The 20,023-nt window shown below is 72.6% G+C and carries 17 protein-coding genes; 9 read left to right on the forward strand and 8 right to left on the reverse strand.

Annotated elements, in window-relative coordinates; all coding sequences use genetic code 11:
* Nucleotides 1-142: 142 nt before the first annotated feature.
* Nucleotides 143-1,723: a substrate-binding domain-containing protein gene (locus AA23TX_RS05590; protein WP_155541508.1), complete on the forward strand. Its 1,581-nt coding sequence runs from the start codon at nt 143-145 to the stop codon at nt 1,721-1,723.
* A gap of 11 nt (nt 1,724-1,734) precedes the next feature.
* On the forward strand, nt 1,735-3,477 hold the full coding sequence (locus AA23TX_RS05595) for a glycosyltransferase family protein (protein WP_155544272.1): 1,743 nt from the start codon (nt 1,735-1,737) through the stop codon (nt 3,475-3,477).
* Nucleotides 3,478-3,517: 40 nt separating this feature from the next.
* Here AA23TX_RS05595 and AA23TX_RS05600 read toward each other — a convergent pair whose 3' ends face one another.
* Nucleotides 3,518-4,222: a class I SAM-dependent methyltransferase gene (locus AA23TX_RS05600; RefSeq protein ID WP_230862354.1), complete on the reverse strand. Its 705-nt coding sequence runs from the start codon at nt 4,220-4,222 to the stop codon at nt 3,518-3,520.
* A 94-nt stretch (nt 4,223-4,316) separates the two neighbouring features.
* Between AA23TX_RS05600 and AA23TX_RS05605 the strand changes: the two genes are divergently transcribed.
* Nucleotides 4,317-8,315 (forward strand): alpha-(1->3)-arabinofuranosyltransferase, encoded by a 3,999-nt coding sequence (locus tag AA23TX_RS05605; protein WP_155541509.1) that lies wholly within the window; start codon nt 4,317-4,319, stop codon nt 8,313-8,315.
* 35 nt (nt 8,316-8,350) lie between these two features.
* Here the strand turns inward: AA23TX_RS05605 and AA23TX_RS05610 are convergent, their stop codons facing one another.
* Nucleotides 8,351-9,586: a lipopolysaccharide biosynthesis protein gene (locus tag AA23TX_RS05610; protein ID WP_155541510.1), complete on the reverse strand. Its 1,236-nt coding sequence runs from the start codon at nt 9,584-9,586 to the stop codon at nt 8,351-8,353.
* A gap of 70 nt (nt 9,587-9,656) precedes the next feature.
* Here AA23TX_RS05610 and AA23TX_RS05615 point away from each other — a divergent pair, with 70 nt between their 5' ends.
* The 3 genes from AA23TX_RS05615 to AA23TX_RS05625 are packed head-to-tail and all read left to right on the forward strand — an operon-like array spanning nt 9,657 to nt 12,588.
* Complete coding sequence (locus tag AA23TX_RS05615; protein WP_155541511.1) at nt 9,657-11,339, forward strand: MmpA family trehalose lipid delivery protein; 1,683 nt, start codon at nt 9,657-9,659, stop codon at nt 11,337-11,339.
* A gap of 3 nt (nt 11,340-11,342) precedes the next feature.
* Entirely contained in the window at nt 11,343-11,525 is a 183-nt protein-coding gene (locus AA23TX_RS05620) for a hypothetical protein (RefSeq protein WP_155541512.1), read from the forward strand.
* 4 nt (nt 11,526-11,529) lie between these two features.
* Entirely contained in the window at nt 11,530-12,588 is a 1,059-nt protein-coding gene (locus AA23TX_RS05625) for a hypothetical protein (protein ID WP_155541513.1), read from the forward strand.
* Here AA23TX_RS05625 and AA23TX_RS05630 read toward each other — a convergent pair.
* Nucleotides 12,555-13,709 carry a glycosyltransferase family 4 protein gene (locus tag AA23TX_RS05630; RefSeq protein WP_230862355.1) on the reverse strand — a complete coding sequence of 385 codons (1,155 nt, stop codon included), beginning with the start codon at nt 13,707-13,709 and terminating at the stop codon, nt 12,555-12,557. The genes AA23TX_RS05625 and AA23TX_RS05630 overlap by 34 nt on opposite strands.
* 82 nt (nt 13,710-13,791) lie before the next feature.
* On the opposite strand from AA23TX_RS05630, the gene AA23TX_RS05635 reads away from it, so the two are divergent.
* The gene (locus AA23TX_RS05635; RefSeq protein ID WP_155541514.1) at nt 13,792-14,541 is read left to right on the forward strand and encodes a class I SAM-dependent methyltransferase; all 750 of its coding nucleotides are present in this window, start codon (nt 13,792-13,794) and stop codon (nt 14,539-14,541) included.
* A 1-nt stretch (nt 14,542) separates the two neighbouring features.
* Here AA23TX_RS05635 and pgfA read toward each other — a convergent pair whose 3' ends face one another.
* Entirely contained in the window at nt 14,543-15,610 is a 1,068-nt protein-coding gene (gene pgfA, locus AA23TX_RS05640; protein ID WP_155541515.1) for a cell envelope lipid trafficking protein PgfA, read from the reverse strand.
* A gap of 254 nt (nt 15,611-15,864) precedes the next feature.
* Between pgfA and AA23TX_RS05645 the strand changes: the two genes are divergently transcribed.
* Nucleotides 15,865-16,368, forward strand: coding sequence for a hypothetical protein (locus AA23TX_RS05645; protein WP_196425188.1), 504 nt, complete (start codon nt 15,865-15,867; stop codon nt 16,366-16,368).
* 56 nt (nt 16,369-16,424) lie between these two features.
* On the opposite strand, the gene AA23TX_RS05650 is transcribed toward AA23TX_RS05645, so the two are convergent.
* Nucleotides 16,425-16,856: a MarR family winged helix-turn-helix transcriptional regulator gene (locus tag AA23TX_RS05650; protein WP_196425189.1), complete on the reverse strand. Its 432-nt coding sequence runs from the start codon at nt 16,854-16,856 to the stop codon at nt 16,425-16,427.
* 60 nt (nt 16,857-16,916) lie between these two features.
* On the opposite strand from AA23TX_RS05650, the gene AA23TX_RS05655 reads away from it, so the two are divergent.
* A complete protein-coding gene (locus AA23TX_RS05655) occupies nt 16,917-18,032 on the forward strand; it encodes an FAD-dependent oxidoreductase (protein WP_155541517.1) in 1,116 nt (371 codons plus the stop codon).
* Here AA23TX_RS05655 and AA23TX_RS05660 read toward each other — a convergent pair.
* The 3 genes from AA23TX_RS05660 to AA23TX_RS05670 are packed head-to-tail and all read right to left on the reverse strand — an operon-like array spanning nt 18,029 to nt 19,943.
* On the reverse strand, nt 18,029-18,235 hold the full coding sequence (locus AA23TX_RS05660) for a helix-turn-helix domain-containing protein (RefSeq protein WP_155541518.1): 207 nt from the start codon (nt 18,233-18,235) through the stop codon (nt 18,029-18,031). The genes AA23TX_RS05655 and AA23TX_RS05660 overlap by 4 nt on opposite strands.
* Complete coding sequence (locus tag AA23TX_RS05665) at nt 18,235-18,714, reverse strand: DUF2975 domain-containing protein (protein WP_155541519.1); 480 nt, start codon at nt 18,712-18,714, stop codon at nt 18,235-18,237. The genes AA23TX_RS05660 and AA23TX_RS05665 overlap by 1 nt, the downstream gene beginning before the upstream one ends.
* A gap of 50 nt (nt 18,715-18,764) precedes the next feature.
* Nucleotides 18,765-19,943: a PucR family transcriptional regulator gene (locus AA23TX_RS05670; protein ID WP_155541520.1), complete on the reverse strand. Its 1,179-nt coding sequence runs from the start codon at nt 19,941-19,943 to the stop codon at nt 18,765-18,767.
* Between the last annotated feature and the right edge of the window lie 80 nt (nt 19,944-20,023).

Here is a 20,023-nt window from a genome sequence, read left to right on the forward strand (position 1 = left end):
TTCGTACGGTCACCGAGGCGGCCGCACCGCGCAATTCCTTCACCTCGGGATCACGCGGCGATGGTGACTTTCCGCTATCGGCTCTGGCTTCCCGCTCACCCGGCTGGCAAGCTGCCAGGACTTCACGACGGAAGGTACGTGCATGGCGGCACACCCGGCGCGGGCCCGGCGCTTCGACGCGCGGGTCGTCGTCCTGAGCGTGCTGCTCGTGGTCGCCCTGCTCGCCTGGTTCGGCGTCGACTACCTGCGCGACCGCCTCGCCGCCGGTGGCTGCGACACCACGACGCCGGTCCACATCACCGCGGCGCCGGACGTCGCGCCGGTGCTGACCGCGCTGGCCCGGTCCGTGCCGGCGCCGGACTGCTACACCGTCGAGGTCACGGCGTCCGCGTCGACGGCCACCGCGGCGGCGCTGGAAGCCAACGGCGCGAACGGCCCCGACGTCTGGGTGCCGGAGTCGAGCACCTGGCTGCTGCAGGCCCGCGACGGCGGCGCGTGGAACCTGCCCGAGTCCGGTCAGTCGGTGGCGAGCTCGCCGGTCGTGCTGGCACTGACCGACGACGTCGCGAAACAGGCCGGCTGGCCGGGGAAGTCACCGTCCTGGTCGGACGTCCTCGCGGGAAGCCCGGTCGGGCTGCCCGACCCGAGCCGCGACCCGGCCGGGATCGCCGCGCTCATCGGCCTGCAGCAGCTGACGAAGGACGCGCCCGACCCCGCCGCCGCGTTCACCGAGGAGATCCGCAAGCTGTCCGCGGTGAAGGAGCCGTTCACGGCGTCGCCGGCGTCGGAGCAGTCCGTGCTGGCGCGCAAGCTCGTCGCCGCGTACCCGGCGGCCGGCGTGCCGAGCTTCGACTACCCGTACGTCGTGCTGCCGCGCGCGTCGGAGGCTTCGCGCTCGGCGGCCGAGCGGTTCCTGCGGCTGCTGCTCGACCAGACCGCGACGAAGAGCTTCGCCGACGCCGGGTTCCGGACGCCGGCCGGGCAGCTGCTCGGCGACCGGCCCCGGGACACCCGCACGAACGCCGCGCCGCGCCCGGCCGGGCCGCCCGCGCCGGACGCGATGTACGGCGTGCTGCAGGCGTGGGCCGGGGCGAACCTCAGCGCCCGCGTCCAGGTGCTGCTCGACGTGTCCGGTTCGATGGCCGCCACCGTCCCCGGCACCGGCCGGAGCCGGATGGCGCTCACGCTGGAAGCCGCGACGCAGGGCCTCGGGCTGTTCAAGCCCACCACGGAAATCGGCCTGTGGCTGTTCTCCACCAAGCTCGACGGCGACAAGGACTACAAGGAACTGCTGCCGATGCGGACCATCCAGCAGCAGCTCGCGGGCGGCGGGGTGCAGACGCTGCAGGCGGTCAAGCCGAAGGCGGGCGGCGCGACCGGGCTGTACGACTCGATCCTCGCCGCGTACCAGAACGCCCGCCAGAACTGGCAGCTCGGCCGGATCAACGTCGTCGTCGTGATGACCGACGGCCGCAACGAGGACAGCGACTCCGTCGGGCTGCCGGGCCTGCTCAGCGAGCTGGCCCGGCTGCAGGACCCGCGGAAACCGTTGCCGGTGATCGGGATCGGCATCGGCCCCGACATCGACGCGAGCGAGCTGAAACAGGTTTCGGCGGCGACCGGCGGCGAATCGTTCACCACGCCGGACCCGCGCAAGATCTCCGACGTCTTCTACCAGGCGCTGAGCACGCTGATGTGCCAGCCGCCGGCCTGCAAGAAGTGAGGGCACCCGTGTTGGTGGAGACCGAAAAGCCCGCGCCACGGGTGATCCGAAGACCGTCCGCGCTGGTGCTCGCCGCGTTCGTCGCCGGGGTGGTGCCCTTCGCGTTCCACGCCTGGGCGGCGCTGCACGGCAACCTCGCGCAGGACGACTTCGTCATGACCTACCGGGCCGCCGTGGCCGGGCCGTTCGACCTCGGCTTCCTCTTCCAGGACTACCACGGGCACCTCACGCCCGGCGGGTTCTTCGTCGTGGCCGTGCTGACGTGGTGGGCGCCGCTGAACTTCCCGCTCATGGTGCTGCCGCTGCTGCTGATGCGGGCCGCCGCGACGGTGCTGTTCTGGTGTCTCCTGGTGCGCTGCTTCGGCCGTCGCTGGGCGATCCTGGTGCCGTTCACCGTGTTCACGGCCTCGACGCTGCTGCTGGTCCCGACGCTGTGGTGGGCGTACGGCATCCAGATCGTCCCGGTGGTGCTCGCCGCCACCGGGGCGCTGTACTGGCACGTCCGCTACCTGCGCGAAGGCGGCCGGTGGTGGATCGGCTCGTTCGCGTGGACGCTGTTCGGCCTCGCGTTCTACGAGAAGGCCGTGGTGGTCCCGGTGCTGCTGGCCGGGGTGACCGTCCTGCTCGGACAGTCCTTCCGGGAGCGGTGGCGCTACTGGGCGGGGCACGCGGCGCTGCTCGTCGCGTTCGTCGTGGGCTACCTCGCGCTGACGTCGAGCCAGGTCGCCTCCGGCGGCCCGCCGATGACCGCCGGGACCGTCGCCGACCTGACCGGCCGGATGCTCGGCGACACCTTGCTGCCCGGGCTCGCCGGCGGGCCGTGGTCCGGGCCCGGACCGGGCGCGACCTGGGCGCCGTCGCCGTTCGCGGTCGTGGTCCTGCTGTTCGCCGCGGCACTGGCGCTGCTGTTCGCGGGCGTGCGTGTGGGCGGCCGCCGGGCTTGGCGGGCGTGGGCACTGTTCGGGCTGCTGCTCGCGCTGGACGTCGGGCTGCTGGCGCTGACGCGGTTGCGCGAAGTCGGCCCGGCCGCCGGGGACGACCCGCGGTACCTCGCCGAACTCGCGTTCGTGGCCGCCCTTTGTGGAGCGTTCGCTTTCCTGACCCCTGGCGAAGTTGCGCCGTCCGGTGGAAAGCGTGAGCGGCCGATCGCGCTAACCGCGTGCGTGCTTTTGCTCGTCAGTTCGGCGGTGGGGTTTTCCCGGCTGGCGCCGGCGTTGCGGTTCGAGCATTCCGCGCAGTACCTCGGAAACGTCCGGGCGGCCGTCGCGGAGGACCCGGATCTGGTCTTCTACGACACGTTCGTGCCGTCCGATGTGGTCCACGAGTGGTTCGGCGCGGACTCGCAGGCGTCCCGGGTGGCCGGCCTGGTGCCCGGCACACACTTCGACCAGCCGACGAACCGGATGCACCAGCTCGACGCCACCGGCACGCCCCACCTGATCACCGGGGTGGCGGCGGAATCCCGTGGCGTGCCGGGACCGGTGCCGAACTGCGGGTACACGGTCGGCGAGACGCAGGTGCGCGTCCCGCTCGACGCACCGGTGCTGGGCCGGCACCTGCTGAAGATCGACTACTTCACCTCCGACGGCGGCGAAGGCCTGGTCGACCGGACGCCGGTGTGGTTCCAGGCCGGGCTGCATTCGCTGTACCTGCCGGTGGACGGCCTCTTCGACCACATCGGCGTGCAGCTGTCGAGCCCGGGCGCGCCGGTGTGCGTCGCGCGGGTCGAGGTCGGGACGCCGCAGACGTCGTGAGTGAGAAACAGTGTTCTAACCCTGTTTCTCACTCACGACGTCAGTAGGGGTCGTACGGGCTGTCGTGGCCGAGGAGCCGGGCCACCGGCCGCAGCCGCAGGCGCAGCAGCACCTTGATCCCGACGTTGCGCAGGAACCACGGCAGCTGCGCCAGCACGCGCACGCGGTCCGCCGTGGACGGTGGCGTGAGCTTGAACCGCGCCAGCGACGTCGCCCGGTCCACATAGGTGTACCGGCGTCCGAAGAGGACCTTCGCGATCGTGCCGAGCGTGACGCCGATCGAGGAAAAGCAGTCGTGGACCAGGATTTCCGCGTCCGGCGGCAGGTGCGCGGACCAGCGCAGGTCGTCGGTGTAGGTCCAGTAGTCGTGCTTGCCGTCGATGTAAAGCAGCTGTATGGGCCGGTCCCAGTGAGGCCGCAGTTCCGTGCTGTAACCGGCGACGAGCTCGACGACGTCGTCCAGCCCGGCCTGGCGGATGTTGCGCTCGAACAGCTGCCGCGTCGGTGATCCGCCGAACAGCCTGCCGTCCACGAAGGGGTCGACGGCGATCACCGTGGCGCCGACCGTGCGGGCCGCCGCGCCGAGGACGATCGTGGATCTGCCCTGGTGGCTGCCGATTTCCAGGACGACGTCACCTTTTTCGAGCCGCCGGGCGGCCTGCCACAGCGCTTCGCCCTGCGCGCGCGTCATCCAGCCCTTGACGGGCTCGGCGAGAGCCCACGCGTCGGCGAAGCCGTCCGCCACGAGTTCGTCCGGAATGGCGCACCTGCCTGGAGTTCGGGGGACCCGGGAAAATCGTCGGCACATCGTAGCCAGGTTTCCGCCTAGTATCTACCGGATGGTAACCGCCACCCGCGAACGGTCCCGGGACGACGCCCCGCCCTCCGGCGGCGCCCGGAAGTTCTCGGCGGGCGCGTTCTTCCGGCGGCCCAGCACGTGGATCGTGCTGGCGCTGACCACGTTGTCGTTCCTGCAGATGCCGGGGAAGACGACGTTCGACACCAAGCTCGACCTCGCCGTCGACCCGCTCGCGTTCCTCGGCCGCGCGCTGCACCTGTGGAACCCGCAAGCCACGGCGGGGGAGCTGCAGAACCAGGCGTACGGCTACCTCTTCCCGATGGGCCCGTTCTTCGCGCTGTGCCAGGCCGTCGGGATGCCGGCGTGGGTCGCGCAGCGGCTGTGGGGCGCGGTCCTGCTCTCGGCCGCGTTCGGCGGCGCCCTGCTGCTGGCGCGGGCGATGAAGCTCGGCACCGAGCGCACGCGGCTGATCGGCGCGCTCGGGTACGCGCTCGCGCCGCGCATGCTGACCGAAATCGGTGGTCTGTCCGCGGAGATGCTGCCCGCGGTGCTGCTGCCGTGGGTGCTGGTGCCGCTGGTCCGGGCCGGCACGATCGGCTCCCCGCGGCGCGCCGCGGGGCTCTCCGCGGTCGCCGTCCTGTGCATGGGCGGGGTCAACGGCGCGATGGTCGTGATGGCGCTCGTCCTGCCGGGACTGTGGCTGCTGACCCGCAAGTGGACCCGCCACCACGTCGAGCTGGTCCTGTGGTGGTTCGTCTTCGTCGTCGGCGCGACGCTGTGGTGGATCCTGCCGCTGTTGCTGCTCGGCGAGTACAGCCTGCCGTTCCTGGACTACATCGAGTCCGCGACGAACACGACCGCGCCCATGTCGCTGTTCGAGGTGCTGCGCGGGACCAACCAGTGGGTCGCCTACGTCGTGCAGGGCACGCCGTGGTGGCCCGGCGGCTGGTCGCTGATCGACAACCCCGTGCTGATGCTGGCGACCGGGCTCGTCGCCGGCGTCGGCCTGCTCGGGCTGACCCGGCGCGGCCTGCCCGAGCGCCGGTTCCTGGTGCTGGGCGTCCTCACCGGCCTGACGCTGCTGACCATCGGGTACGTCGGCACGCTCGACAGCCCGCTGGCCGAGCAGGTCCGGCACCTGCTCGACGGGCCGCTCGCGCCCCTGCGCAACGTCCACAAGTTCGAGCCGGTGCTGCGGCTGCCGCTGATGCTGGCGTTCGTGCACGGCATCTCCAGCCCGGTCCGGGTGAAGTCCGCGCGCCGGTTCCTGCGTCCCGCGCTCGGGCTCCTGCTCGTGCTGGTGATGGCCGCGCCCGCGTGGCTGCTGAACCTGCGGTCCGGGCCGGGCTGGGACGAGGTGCCCGGGTACTGGTACGACGCGATGGGCTACGTCGCCAAGGCCGATCCGAACGCGCGGACGCTGCTGCTGCCGGCCACCGGTTTCGGCGAGTACGACTGGGGCCGCACGGTCGACGAGCCCGCGCAGGCGATCGCGAAGAGCCCGTGGGCGGTCCGCAACCAGGTCCCGCTGGGGTCCGAGGGCAACACCCGGCTGATGGACTCCGTCGACGCGGCGCTCGCCGACGGCCGCGGCGATCCCGGGCTCGCCGCGGTGCTCGCGCGGTCCGGGTACCGGTTCCTGCTGCTGCGCAACGACATCGACCGGGACCGGAACACCGCTCCGCCGATCGCGACGCTGCGGGCCGGGCTGGCCGGCTCGCCCGGCATCGCCAAGGCGGCGGCGTTCGGGCCGCTCGAGATCTACGAGGTGCGGCAGCCGGTACCGCTCGCCACGGCGACGTCCACAAAGGACGTCCCGACGGTGAGCGGCGGCCCGGAGAACCTGCTCCCGCTGATCGGCTCCGGCCAGCTCGACCCGGCGGTGCCGACCGTGCTGACCGGCGACGGCGGCTCGCCCGGCGGGCCGCGGCTGGTGACCGACGGCCTGCGCCGCGCCGAACGGAACGTCGGCGGCGTGCGGGACAACCTCAGCCAGACCTTGACCGCCGGGGAGGCGTTCCGCCAGCAGCGTGCGGCCGGTGATGTCCTGCCGTTCCCGGGCGAGGAGCACCAGACCGTCGCCGCCTACCGGGGCATCCGCGCGGTGACGGCGTCGACGGCCGCGTCGTTCGCCGACGCGTTCGGCGGGTCCGACCCGGGGCACCAGCCGTTCGCGGCGATCGACGGCGACCCGCGCACGGCGTGGCACTCGTCGTCGTTCACCGGGCCGGTCGGGCAGTGGCTCGAGGTGGAGCTGGACACCCCGCGGCTGGTGAACTCGGTGGACCTGCAGATGGTGGACGACCTCCGCGTCGGCTGGCCGCCGACCCGGATCCGGATCACCACCGACAACGGCTCGGTCGACCAGCAGGTGATCCGCGGTGCGGGGTCGCACAACTACAGCGTCGCCGCCGGGGTCACCCGCAAGGTGCGGATCACGCTGCTGTCGCTGGTGGTCGGGCGGCAGGACGGGAACGTCGGCATCGCGGACCTGAAGATCCCCGGCACCGAGCCGCAGCGCGCGCTGGAAGTCCCGGCCGACCTGCCCGCCGGCCCGGCGCCGGGGTTCGCGTTCACGCGCGGCGCGCAGCCGCGGTACGCGTGCCTGCCCGACGGCGGTGCGGTGCGGTGCGACGCGTCCGCCGCTCGTGACGGCGAGGAGCCCGACGGCATCCGGCGCCTGTTCAGCACCCCGGCCGAGCAGACGTTCCTCGTCGGCGGCTCGGTGCTGCCCGCCGGCGGCGGCAAGAACCCGGTGCAGCTGCCGGGGGTCACGGTGGCGTCGACGTCGCAGCTGGCTGGCGACCCGGCCGCGGGCGGCTTCGCGGCGGTGGACGGCGACCCGGGCACGACGTGGCGGCCCGACGCCACCGACCTGCGTCCGGCGCTCACCCTCGGCTGGACCGGCCCGAAGCGGATTTCCGGGCTGCACATCGGGGTTTCGCCCTCGAGCGGGGCTCGCGCGCCGCGGCAGGTGCAACTGGTGGGGCGCGCGAGCTCGCGCACGGTCGAGCTCGACGCGAGCGGGTCGGCGTCCTTCGAACCCCTCGACACCGACCAGCTGCAGATCGTGCTGCCCGGGGACGACGACGACCCCGCCGCGCGCGCGGTGGTCGGGATCGGCAGCCTGGAGCTGTCCGGCACCGACGGGCTGCTGCCCGGGCCGGACCCGGCGTTCACGGTGCCGTGCGGGTCGGGGCCGAACGTCCACCTCGACGGGCTCGACTACCGGACGTCGGTGCGGGGGACGCTGGCCGACATCACCGCCCACCGGCCGCTGGCGTTGACGATGTGCCGGGACTCGGAGGGCGGCATCTCGCTGCCGTCCGGCGGGCACGAGCTGCGGACGGACCGGTCGGACGCGTTCGTCGTCCAGGACCTGTGGCTGCGTCCTTCGGTGCCGGCGGCTCCGGTCGTGCACCGCGCGGTGCAGGTGGAGAAGTGGGACGCGGCGTCGCGGTCGGTGAAGGTGGCGCCGGGCGACGAGGCGGTGCTGGCCGTCCCGGAGAACGCGAACGCGGGCTGGGTGGCCACTTTGGACGGTCGCGAGCTGGCCCGCACCCGGGTCGACGGCTGGCAGCAGGCGTGGATCGTCCCGGCCGGCGCGGGCGGGGTGGTGTCGCTCGCGTTCACCCCGGACTCGGCGTACCGGACGGCGCTGCTGATCGGCGCGTTCGCGGTGCTGCTGATGCTCGCCGGGGTCTTCTGGCCGGCCCGGCGGCGGTCGTTCCGGGTGGTGCCCGGGGGTTCGCCGGTGCCGGTGGCGCTGATCGTGCTGCTGGTGGCGCTGGGCGGGATGCTGCCGGTGGTGCTGCTGATCGCGTGCCTGCTGGCGCGCCAGTTCTGGGACCGGGCCCCGCGGTACCTGGCGTTCGGCGGCATGGCCGTGGCGGCGGTGGTGTCGGTGACCGGCCGCGTCCTGGGCCACGGCCAGGAGTGGGCGTACGGCCCGGTGACCCAGGCGGCCCTGCTCCTGGCGGCGGCCGCGATGGTGGCGACGTGCGTGGACTGGTTCACCCGCAAGGACCCGGCCACCTGAGTCTGCCGCGGCGGTCGTGAGTGGGAAACTGTGTTCTAACCCTGTTTCTCACTCACGACGTCCCGGCGACCGACTACTCGGCGGGCTCGGAGTTCGAGGACGAAGCCCGCCACCGCCAGGCCGCCCGCGCAGCAAGCCGCGACCGTCACCACCTGGGTCGCCGACGCGTGCAGCCACGTCGTGATCAGGAGCGCCTCCACCCCCACCGCGGCCCACATCAGCACCGCGACGCGGCGATCGCCGTCGGCCAGGCGCGCGTACAGCAGGATCTGGACCAGCGCCAGCATCGACCCGGCCAGCGCGAACGGCCACACCGGCATCGTGCTCCCCGCGTACTTCGCCCCGCCGATCAGCGACAGCAGCGACGGCCCCAGCACCACCGAAGCCAGCAGCACGAAGGCGTCCAGGAACGCGCACACCGCCAACGCCACCGGCAGCACCCGGCGCCGGCCGGCCGACGCGGCGAACCGGGGCAGCACCAGCACTCCCACCGCCTGCGGCAGCCAGTACGCGATCTTCGTGACGATCGCCCCCAGCGCGTATTCCCCGGCGGACGACGACGGCAGCGTGTGCCGCGCCAGCACCAGGTCCAGGTTCACCAGCAGCACCAGCGCCAGCATCGCCTGCGCCGTATGGAGTACTTCCGCGCCGTGGCGGTCGGCCCAGCGGGGACGCGGACGGCCGCAGACCCACCAGCCCGCGACCACCACCGCCAGCGACCCGAGCGCCGTCCCCGCCAGCGCCCCCGTGGGAGAGCCCGAGACGACCAGGCCGACCAGGGACCCGCCGACCTTGCCCGCTCCCTCCAGGGCGATCAGCCCGGCCAGCGTGGCGAACCGGTGGCCGCCCTGCAGCATCCCGTGGAAGACCCCCAGCAGCGTCAACGGCCCGAGCGCGGCCGTCACCAGCAGCGCCGGTGTCAGCGACCCCAGGTGCAGCAGGAGCACCAGCAACGGGCTGAGCGTCAACGCCGCCGTCGCGACGATCGCGCTCGTCACCAGCCCCAGGGCGAACAGCGAACCCCGCGCCAGCGACGGCGAGCGCGCGACCCGCAGTGCGACGACCGTCTGCAGCCCCATCGCCGGGACGACGCCGATCACCAGCACCGCCAGCAGCGAGCTCAGCTCCCCGAACGCCCCGGGCGCGAGGATCCGCGCGGCCGCGAGGCTCAGCACGTAGCTGCCGGCGTTGTTGCCCGCGAGCGCGAGCGAGACGAGGATCGCCGCGACCCGGTTGCCGGTCCGGGCCGGCACTTCGGTGTCTACGCTCAACGGCGGGCTCCCATTACCGGCGGGTAATTTCCAGGGACCCTAATCGCGCGGACAGCGGAAAGGAAGGGCAGTGGACGCACCGAGCAGGCGGTTCGCGCTCCCGGTCGTGTCGGCCCTCCTGGCGTTCGCCGTCTGCGCACCCTTGCTGGGCCGCGGGTTCGTCCTGTCCTACGACATGGTGTTCGCGCCCCGGCAGTACTTCGTGCCGGACGCCTTCGGGATCGGGGACACGCTGCCGCGGTCCGTCCCGGCCGACGCCGCCGTCGCGCTCGTGACCACCGTGCTGCCCGGCGACATCGTCCAGAAGCTCGTCCTGCTGCTGGCCGTTTTCGGGGCCGCGCTGGGCGCCGGCCGGCTGGTCCCGACCGAGCACCTGGGCACGCGGCTCGTCGCCGCGACCGCGTACGCGTGGTCGCCGTACGTCGCGGAACGGCTGTTCATCGGCCACTGGCCGCTGCTGCTGACGTATGCCTGCCTGCCCTGGATCGTCGACGCGGGACTCAAGACGCGCGAGCACGAGCCGAACGCCCTGCCGAAGCTGGTGCTCGCGTGCGCCCCGGCCGTCCTGACCCCGCCGGGTGGCGTGCTCGCCGCCGTCGTCATGGCCGTCGCCGCCGGTTCCCGCCGCCTCTGGCAGACGATCGCCATCGCCGTCGTGCTCAACCTGCCGTGGCTGGTCCCGACGTTCCTCCACGCCGGCGGCACCTACTCGGACCCGGCGGGCGTCACGGCGTTCAGCGCCCGCGCCGAAAGCTGGGGGCCCGCGCTGCTCAGCGTGCTCGGCCTGGGCGGCATCTGGAACGCCGAAACGGTTCCCGGCAGCCGGTCCCTGCCGCTCATCCCGGTGCTGACGCTCATCGTCGTCGCCATCGCGGTCGCCGGCCTCGCGCCGCTCACCCGGCGGTGGGGGAAGGCGCCGGCCCGCTCGCTGTTCGGCCTGGGCGTCGCGGGCGTCCTCCTGGCGTCGCTGGCGACGCTGCCGGGCGGCGACGCGCTGCTGACCGCGGCCACGCGGCACCTGCCCGGCGCCGGGCTCCTGCGCGACGCCCAGAAGTGGGTCGCCTGGTGGGCGTTGCCGCTCGCACTGGGCTTCGCGCTGGCCATCGAGGTCGCCGCGGCCAAGCTGAGGACCGAGCGCGGCCGCGTCGCGCTCGTGACGGCGGCGGCCGTCTTCCCCCTGCTCACCATGCCGGACCTGGCCTGGGGCGGCTGGGGACGGCTCGGCACCGCGCAGTACCCGGCCGACTGGCAGGCAGTGTCCGAAGTGCTCGGTGACCGCCCCGGCGACGTGCTGACGCTGCCGCTGTCGGCGTTCCGCGGGTTCGCCTGGAACGACGACCGCACGCAGCTCGACCCGGCACCGCGCGTCCTCCCGAAGCCCGTGCTGATGGACGACACGCTCCAAGTGGGACAGGACCGCGTCGCGGGGGAGGACCCGCGCATCGGCGACGTCCGCGCGGCGACGTCCGCCCGTGAACTCACCGACGCGGGCATCGGCTGGATCCTCGTCGAGCACGGGACTCCCGGCTACGTCGACACGCGGTTGCTCGCCGACGCGACCCCGGTGTGGTCGGGTGAGTGGCTGACGCTCTACCGGACCCCGGGTGTGCCCGCGGTGAAAGCGATCTCGTGGACGCCCGCCTTGCTGGCGAACGGAGTAGCGCTCGCGTCGCTGTGCGTCGCACTGTTGTGCCTCATGTTACCGATGCGTACATTGGGCCGCGGCAGGAGTTCCCCGCCGCAGAAGGAGTGACACGTGGGCACGATCATCGGCGTGGTCGCCGCCGTCATCATCGGAGGCGGTCTGGCGACCGGAGCGGGGTTCGTCCTCACCACGGGCGGCGACCCGGACAGTTCCGCCCAGGTGCAGGAAAAGCTCAACGCGCAGGTGAAGTACAACCCGGCCGACCACCCGACCAAGCTCTACGGGAACCGCTGACCCGGTGACCCGGCTCGCCTCCGACCACGCGCACCGCGTCGTCGGGCTCTACGGCGACCCCACCGTTTCCTGGAGCATCCTCCTCGAAGCGGACCTCGGCACGGCCGCTCCCGAACCGGAGAAGCTCCGGGCCCGGCTCGCGGCCGCCGTCCAGCAGTACCCGCACCTCGGTGCCGTGCCGGAGATCGAGCGGGCCGACGACCTGCCGGCCACGCGCGACCGGTTCGCTTCGGCGCCCTACGAACGGACCGCGCCGCTGCTGCGCGTCGCCGTCGGCGAGTCCACGCTGCTCGTCGCGGCGCACCACGGCGCGCTCGACGGCCTGGGGCTGCTCTCGCTGCTCGGCATCCTCCTCGACGTCCCGGTTTCTTCGCGGGCGAAGGGGATCGGCGAACGCACCGGCGGCAAACCCTTTGCCCTCTCGGCCGTCCAGCGGCTCGCTGAGGCGCTTTTCGCGCCCCCGGGCCGGATCACGCCCGACCGGCGCACCGAGGCCGCGGGAGACGTCTTCGCCGCCCGCCACGAGCCGCGGCTGCGCTTGGGGGCCGCGGGGTTCGTCGCGGCCGCCGCCCGCGCCACCGAAGCCTGGAACCGCGCGCACGGCGCCCGCACCGCCCGCGTGGTGGCCGCGCTGGGCGCGTCGTGGCGCTCGGGTGCCGCACCGGAACCGGTGCACGACAGCGCGTTCTTCCGGCTGCGGCTGCGTCCCGGCGCCGATGTCGCCGCGGTGCTGGGGAACCAGCCGCCGGAGCCGGACTTCCCCGCCCGCAGCAGCAGGCTCGCCCGGCTGGGCACCCGGGTGCTGGCGAGCCGGCTCGGCTCGACGTTCCTGGTGTCCAACCTCGGCGTGGTGTCCACCGGGGACACCGTGCGCTCGCTGGCGTTCTACCCTGCGGCGAGCGGCCGCTCAGGTGTCGCGTTCGGCGCGGCGACCACCGGCGGCACCACGACGCTGACCGTGCGGGCCCGCCGCAAGGACTTCGACGCGGCCGCCGCCGGACGGCTGCTGGACGAGTTCCGGGACGCCGTTCAGGACGCCAGCGCCGAGCCGCGCGCCACCTGATCCAGGACCCGCGGCCGGGGTGCCGGCCGGCCGGAGACGTCCCGCACCAGCGACTCGAACTGCCCGACGCTCGCGTCCCAGCTGAACCGCCCGGCCCGTTCGGCGCCGGCCAGGCCCATTTCCGCGCGCCGCAGGCCGTCGGCGAGCAGGCCGTCGACCTGGGCGGTGAAGTCCTCGAAGTCCTCGGCCAGCAGCCCGGTGCGACCCTCCACGATGGACTCCGCCACGCCGCCGGCGGCGCGGTAGGCGACCGACGGCACGCCGTGCGCCGCGGCCTCCATGATGACGATGCCCCAGCCCTCCTTGACCGACGGGCACAGGTGCAGCCACGACCGCGCGAGGATCTCGTGCTTGGCCTGCTCGTCGACCCAGCCGTGCAGGACCACGCGGTCGGCGATGCCCCGCGAAGCCGCGTGCGCCCGCAGCACTTCGTCCCACGGTCCCTGGCCGACGACCTCGAGCCGCAGCTCCGGCCAGCGCCGCGCTAGCCGCGCGACGACGTCGATGGCGTGCTCGATCCGCTTGTGCGGCACCAGCCTGCTCACCGCGACCAGCGTCGGCGAAGCGTCCCGTTCGGACGCGCACGGCGGCGGCGCGTCGAGGCCGTTGGGCACGACGGTGACGCGCTCGCGCTCGACCCCGAGCCCCGCCAGCTCCGCCTTGGTGACCTCGGAGACCGTCGCGTAGCGGCACTTGCGGAACAGCCACGGAGCCAGCCGCGACTCGATCCACCAGCCGACCCGGCCCAGCGTCTCGCCGAGCGCGCTGATCCACTGTTCCTTGTGGACGTGGTGCACGAGCACCAGCACGGGACAGCCGGCGACCAGCCGGGCGAAGAACGGCATCCCGTTCTGCACGTCGACCACCAGGTCGGCGCGGGCTCGACGAATCGCGCGCAGCGCGTGCAGGTAGACGCCGAACTTGTTGCCGCGCCGCCGGTAGCGGACGCCGTCGCGCCATTCCCCGTCGGTCGCGCCGGCGTAGGCGGCGCACTGGATTTCGACCCGGTACCCGGCTCTCGCGAGCCCTTCGGCCATCCGCTCGACGTACCGCTCCGACCCGCCGCCTTCGGGGTGGCCGGTGTCGCGCCAGTTGACGAGGAGCACACGAGGTCGTTCCATCGGGTTATCCAAACTGTAGCGACGATGCTAGGTTACCGGTGCGTACACAGTAGAGGAACGTATTCGGGAAAGCGACGGTTCAATGGTAGGTAATCCGGTCATCGACCGACCTCATCAGGCCACGCTGGGGCGTTCCGTCACGCTGTTCCGCACGTTCCTCACCGAGCAGACCGACCCGGACGGCTTCTATTCCGCGTTGGCCGCCGACTCGGTCCGGCAATTGGCGGCGCACACTCCGCTGTCCGGGCGAACGGTGCTCGACGTCGGCGGCGGGCCGGGGTACTTCTCCGACGCGTTCCGCGCGGCCGGCGCGGTCTACCTCGGCCTCGACCCGGACGTCGGCGAGCTGTCCGCGCGGGGTGAGTACGGCGAGAACATGATCCGCGCCAGCGGCACGGAACTGCCCGTGCGCAGCGGTTCCGTCGACGTCTGCTACTCGTCGAACGTGCTGGAGCACGTCAGCGAGCCGTGGGTGATGCTCGACGAGATGTGCCGGGTGACCAAGCCCGGCGGCACGGTCTTCGCGTCGTTCACGCCGTGGTACTCGCCGTGGGGCGGCCACGAGACCGCGCCGTGGCATTTCTTCGGCGGTCACTACGCCCGGCGGCGCTATTTCCGGAAACTGGGGAAGCAGCCGAAGAACAAATTCGGGGAAAGCCTGTTCCCGGTTTCGGTCGGCGCCGCACTCCGCTGGGCGAAGGCGACGCCGCTCGCCGATTTCGTGGCCGGGTACCCGCGGTACCACCCGAGCTGGGCGATGTGGATCGTGCGGATTCCCGGCCTTCGCGAAATCGCTTCTTGGAATCTGGTCCTGGTGCTGCGTAAGCGCTGACTCAGCTACCCGCGTAGGCGACCTGCCGCCGCCGGTGCGACGTCGGGGGCTCCGGCGGGCGGCGGCGGGCCAGCAGGACGATCGCGACGATGATCAGCACGCCGCCGCCGATGCCGAGCCAGAGCGGGCCGGTGCTCGACAGGAACTCCAGCTTGCCCTTGTTCGCGTTCACCTGGTCGACCATCTGCGCGATGGTCCGGCCGTTGTAGGCGAGCGTCCCGTCGAACACGACCGTCGAGCTGCCGCTGGTGCCGACGCGCAGCTCCTGGTGCTGCTGTTGCTGCTGCTTGACCTCGATCCCGGTGACCGGCTCCACCCACATCGTGTTGACACCGCGGTAGTAGAGGTCGGCGTCCACCGAGGACTGGTCGGAGCCGACGAGCGAGCCGGGCACCTTCTTCGAGGAGAGCTTCGTGTCGGGGATGTCCTGGACGAACTTGTAGGTCTCGATCCCGTTCACCGTCTCGGTGCCGGCGTAGCGGGCGGTGACGGCCGCCTCGGTGTTGTCGTCGTAGACCTTGTAGTCCTTCTGCTCGGTGCCGAAGGGGAACTTGAAGTTCAGGCCGGGCTGCGCCTTTTCGACGTTCGTCTCGGGCGGCTTCTGGCCGTCCTTGTCGGCCTTGTCCTTCAGCTCGGTGACGTAGCTGCTCCTGGCGTCGCACTGCGGGTTGTTGCTGCCTCGCGGCTCGTAGCCCTCGCCGGTGCGCCGGTCGAAGCAGACCTGCCGCTTGCTCGCGCTGAGCACCGTGCCGTCGGCGTCGTCGGTGACCTGCACCGCCAGCAGCCAGACCGCGTAGTCGGTGTCCGCCTGCATCTCCGGCGCGGCGAAGTTCGCCTGCACGTGGCCCACGGCGGTCAGCTTGGCGTTCTCGCGGATGTTCGAGACCGGGCCGGACCCGTCGTCGGTCACGGCGAGGACCTTGCTCGCGGTGCCTTCGAGCACCGACGTCGAGTCCTGGTCGAGGGGCACCTTGGCGAGCTTCGGGTAGACGTACGTGGGGAGGAGCACCGCCCCGGCGACCGCGAAAACGCCCAGTGCCAGCAAGATCAGGCCGAAAGCACGTCGCAACGGTCCTCCTGGGTCAGTCTCCGTCGACACCCAAATTACCCGGCGGTAATCAGGTGCTGCGGATAGTGGCCCGCGCCACGCCGCGCGTCAAAGTGTGACCGGCGGTCACAGCCACCCGGTGCGACCGGACAGCCGCATGCGCGCCGCCGTTCGGACCAAGTGACCAAACAAGTTTGTTCCCGGGCACAACGGGCATGGGCCCACCATCGGACGATCCTCCCTCCGCCGCGCCGTACCGCAAAGGAAACCCCCTTTTGCCCCAGGACCCCTCGCTGGTCGCCATCGCGGCCACCGCGCGCTGGCGGGCCCGGATCGTGGCGGCGGCCGCGAGCGCGGGAATCACGCTGACCGACCCGCTCGCCGGCGTGCCCGGCATCCGCGTGCTCGCCTGCACCCCGGGCGACCTCGCCGTGATCGTGCCGAGGCTCGGCGGCGAGCCGTCCCGGGCGGCGATCGGCGCCCATTCGGACTCGATCGCCGACCGCGAGCTGCGCGACGCCGTCGCCGACGTGGCGGCCCTGCTTTCCCTGCACGGCAACGTGGTGCTCGACCTCGACGCCGGCCGCCGCCCGCCGCCCCGCCCGGACGTCGTCGTCTCGGCCGGCGTGGACCGTCCCCAGTGGACGGAACCGGCGGTGACCCTCCCGGTGGGAACCGGCCGCCGCGGAGGCCCGCTGACGGTGGCACTCAGCGCGGGCCCCGGCTTCGAAGGCACGCTGCTGGAGCTGGCGAGGCTGGTGGAGGCGGACGCGGCTTAGCCGGTCTGCCGCGGCTGGTCGTGAGTGAGAAACTGGGTTAGAACACGGTTTCCCACTCACGACTCCTGCGCCACGAACCGGGTCAGCAGCTCGTGCAGCCGGCGCTGGTCCGCGTCGTCGAACACCTTCAGCAGCCCGGCCACGGCCTCCGCGAACAGGTCGCCCGCCTCGTCGAGGCGTCGCTCGCCTTCCTCGGTGATCACGATCTCGTAGGCCCGCCGGTCGCTCGCGGATCGCTGCCGCCGCACCAGGTTCCGGTGCTCCAGGTCGTCGACGATGCGGACCAGGGTGGACTTGTCGACCCCGAGGGCCGCGCCGAGCTCGCGCTGGCTGCGGACCCCGCCCGCCCGGACCGCCGTGAGCACGCCGGCGTGCTGCAGCTCGATGCCGGTCGGCCGCGCCGCGTCGTTGGCGTGCGCGCGGGCCAGCCGGTGGGCGCGGTTGAGCAGCATCCCGATGGCCGCCGGATCGACTGGTTGAGCCTCCATGACGGTGATGCTAGCATCTGAGATGGTCTCAGTTGAGATCATCTCATTACGGGGGTAGTCATGCGAGTCCTCATCAGCGGTGCCGGGCTGGCCGGCCCGTGCCTGGCCCACGGCCTGCGCCGGCACGGCGTCGACGTCCTGCTCTTCGAACGGGACGCCGCCGTCGACGCCCGCGCGCAGGGCTACCGGATCCACATCGGCGGCGAAGGCGACGCGGCATTGCGCGAGTGGCTGCCGTCCGAGGTGTACGAGCAGGCCGCCGCGACGTCCTGCGTGACCGGCCGCGGGGTCACCACGGCCGGCCCCGGCCTCGGGACGTTCACCGAGATCCCGTTACCGCCGGACGCCTACGCCGGGATCACCGTCGACCGGCTGACGCTGCGCCGGATCATGCTGCGCGACCTCGGCGGCCGCACGCGCTTCGGTGCCGGGTTCGCCGGCTACCGCCTGCTGGACGACGGCCGCGTGCGAGTCCGGTTCACCGACGGCACCACCGAAGACGGCGACCTGCTCGTCGCCGCCGACGGCGTCGGCTCCGGCATCCGGCGGCAGCTGCTGCCGGACTTCCCGGTGACCGTCGAGGACGCCCGGCTGATCTACGGCCGCACGCCGCTGACCGCCGAAGCCCGCGCCCTGACCCCGGACGCGGCGCTCGAAGGCTTCCTCGGGGTGAACGACGAGGACGGCCGCGGGCTCGCCCTCGCCGCGCAGCGTTTCCGGCGCGACCCGGCCGAGTTCGGTTTCCCGCCGGGCCGGGACTACGTCATGTGGGCCGTCGCCGCCCCGTCGGGCCGGTTCGGCCCGGACCTCTTCCGGCTGGCCGCCGGGGACCTGGTCGACCTGGCGGCGAAGACGCTCGCCGGCTGGCATTCGTCGCTGCGGGAGCTGATCCGGCTGGGCGATCCGGCGTACGTGGTGCCGTCGAACGTCCACACCTCCGAGCGGCCCGAGCCGTGGGCCCCGGGCCCGGTGACCCTCGTCGGCGACGCGGCGCACCCGATGCCGCCCGCCGGCGTCAGCGCCGGGGTCGCGCTGCACGACGCGGGCCTGCTCGCCGGCCGGCTGGTCTCGGGCGTACCGCTGCCCGACGCCGTCGCGGAGTACGAGAAGGAGATGCTCGACCACGGGTTCGCCGCGGCGGCCGATGCCACCCGGCGCCACCGCGGCGAGTTCTAGTCGTCGACCCACTCCAGGAGGTCGCCGGGCTGGCAGCCGAGCACGCGGCACATGGCTTCGAGGGTGCTGAACCGGACCGCCTTGGCGCGGCCGTTCTTCAGCACCGCGACGTTGGCCGGCGTCAGCCCGACCTTCTCGGCGAACTCCCCGACGCTCAGCTTGCGTTTGGCCAGTTCGACGTCGATGCGCACGACGATCGCCATCAGATGACCGCTTCCAGGTCGGTCCGCAGGGTGGTGGCCTGCCGCAGCAGCGCGCGCATGACCACCATCAGCAGGCCGAGGACGGTGATCCCCACGGTCACCAGGAACAGCAGCATCGGCATCCCCGGGTCGTCCGCGTTGAAGCCGACGAAGATCAGCATGCCGACGAACACCAGCCACGCGGCACCGATCGCCCAGACGATCGCGTCGACCCACTTCAGCGACGCCGGGGTGAAGATCCGGTCCTTCTTGACCAGCGTCAGCAGCTGCCAGGTCGCGACGACCACCACCTGGACGCACAGCACGAGGAACACCGCGATGGCGGTCAGCGGCCAGCGCAGCGGAGCGTCGTGCGGGTTCTGCTGCGTGTGGTAGGCGATCCCGCCCGGCAGCGAAAGCGTCTGGAACACGACGAGCACGGCGAACAGCACCACGAGGAACACCCGGAGCGCGGCGACCGCGCGTCTTTCGGTCAGCATGCGACGACTATCGCCGGATATCTATCGAAAGTCAATCGTTAGGTGTCGACCTACGATGTCTCCGGATCGAGCCGCACCGATTCGAGGGCGACGTACAGCTCGCCGATGTCGACCGGGTCGGTCAGATCGCGCTTGGTCAGGTCCTGCACGCGGCGCAGCCGGTAGCGAACGGTGTTGGGGTGCACGAACAGCCGGTCCGCGGCCTCCTTCGCCGACCCGTGGCCCGCGAACCACGCGAGCAGCGTGTCGAGCATGACCTTGCGTTCCGCGCCCGGCAGGGCGAGCACGCCGGCCAGCGCGGACCGCACGACGTCGCGGGCCATCCCCGGCGCGGCGGCGACCAGCGTCGTCACCGGCGAGTCGCCGAACACCACCACGCCCGCGGTCGCCGTGGGCAGCGAGCGGCGGGCGATCCGGGCCCGGTGCAGTGCGTCCGGGACGTCCGGGAACCCGCTGAACGGCTTGCTCATCCCGGCCGCCACCGGCAGCGAGCCCAGCACTTCGCGCAGCCGCCGGACGTCCTCGATGCGGTCGATCGCGACCAGTCCCGCTTCGCCGCCGGGCCGCCAGGCCGAGCGCCAGCGGCGGGCGCGCAGCAGCGCCTCGACGGTGTCCTGCTCGTCGGGCTCGACGCGCTCGGTCACCACGACGACGAACATGCCCGCGGTCGGCAGGCCCAGGTCCCGGGCGGCGGCTTCCATGTCGGCCTGGCTGGTGAGCCGGCCGCGGAAGAGGTCGTCCAGCCGCCGCGCGTCGGCGTGCGACGGCTCGGCCGCGACCTGCTCGTACGCCGTGGTCAGGGCGTCGGAGTAGAGGTCGATCGCCTTCCAGACGTAGGAGTTGATCTCGATCGTCCGGGTCGGGTTGAGGAACTCCGGCCCGGCGAGCTCGAGGAGGGCTTCGTAGACGAAGGTGCCGCCGATGCGGAAGGCGCGCAACACCGCGGGCAGCGGGATGCCTTGCCGCGCCTGGACGAGCCCGGTCTTGCGGGCGGCGTCGAGGGCGAGCCCGCGGCCCTCGACCAGCGCGGTCAGCGCGCGCTCGAGGTTGGCCTGGCAGACCTGGCGCAGCTCGCCCGGCGCGACGTGCTCGACCTGGCGGTAGAACTCGTCTTCTTCGCTGAGCAGGCGGGCGAGCCGGTCGGCGAACTCGGGCAGCCTGGCCAGCATCTCGCGCACCAGCTCGCGGTGTTCGCGAGGCACCGGCCTGGCGAGAGCTTCAATGCCCATCCCTCACTTTAGCTCGGGTCCGCGGCCCGGGACACGCACGAACTTGAGCAAAATTCATGTCCACTGAGTGATCGGCCCGG

The organism is Amycolatopsis camponoti (genome assembly GCF_902497555.1).
GTDB lineage: Bacteria > Actinomycetota > Actinomycetes > Mycobacteriales > Pseudonocardiaceae > Amycolatopsis > Amycolatopsis camponoti.

Bases quoted from the DNA above. Each gene is read 5' to 3' on its own strand.
- AA23TX_RS05590 (WP_155541508.1), top strand. From the start codon at position 143: ATGGCGGCACACCCGGCGCGGGCCCGGCGCTTCGACGCGCGGGTCGTC.
- AA23TX_RS05605 (WP_155541509.1), top strand. From the start codon at position 4,317: ATGGTAACCGCCACCCGCGAACGGTCCCGGGACGACGCCCCGCCCTCC.
- AA23TX_RS05630 (WP_230862355.1), bottom strand. From the start codon at position 13,709: ATGGAACGACCTCGTGTGCTCCTCGTCAACTGGCGCGACACCGGCCAC.
- AA23TX_RS05635 (WP_155541514.1), top strand. From the start codon at position 13,792: ATGGTAGGTAATCCGGTCATCGACCGACCTCATCAGGCCACGCTGGGG.
- AA23TX_RS05650 (WP_196425189.1), bottom strand. From the start codon at position 16,856: ATGGAGGCTCAACCAGTCGATCCGGCGGCCATCGGGATGCTGCTCAAC.
- AA23TX_RS05655 (WP_155541517.1), top strand. From the start codon at position 16,917: ATGCGAGTCCTCATCAGCGGTGCCGGGCTGGCCGGCCCGTGCCTGGCC.
- AA23TX_RS05660 (WP_155541518.1), bottom strand. From the start codon at position 18,235: ATGGCGATCGTCGTGCGCATCGACGTCGAACTGGCCAAACGCAAGCTG.
- AA23TX_RS05665 (WP_155541519.1), bottom strand. From the start codon at position 18,714: ATGCTGACCGAAAGACGCGCGGTCGCCGCGCTCCGGGTGTTCCTCGTG.
- AA23TX_RS05670 (WP_155541520.1), bottom strand. From the start codon at position 19,943: ATGGGCATTGAAGCTCTCGCCAGGCCGGTGCCTCGCGAACACCGCGAG.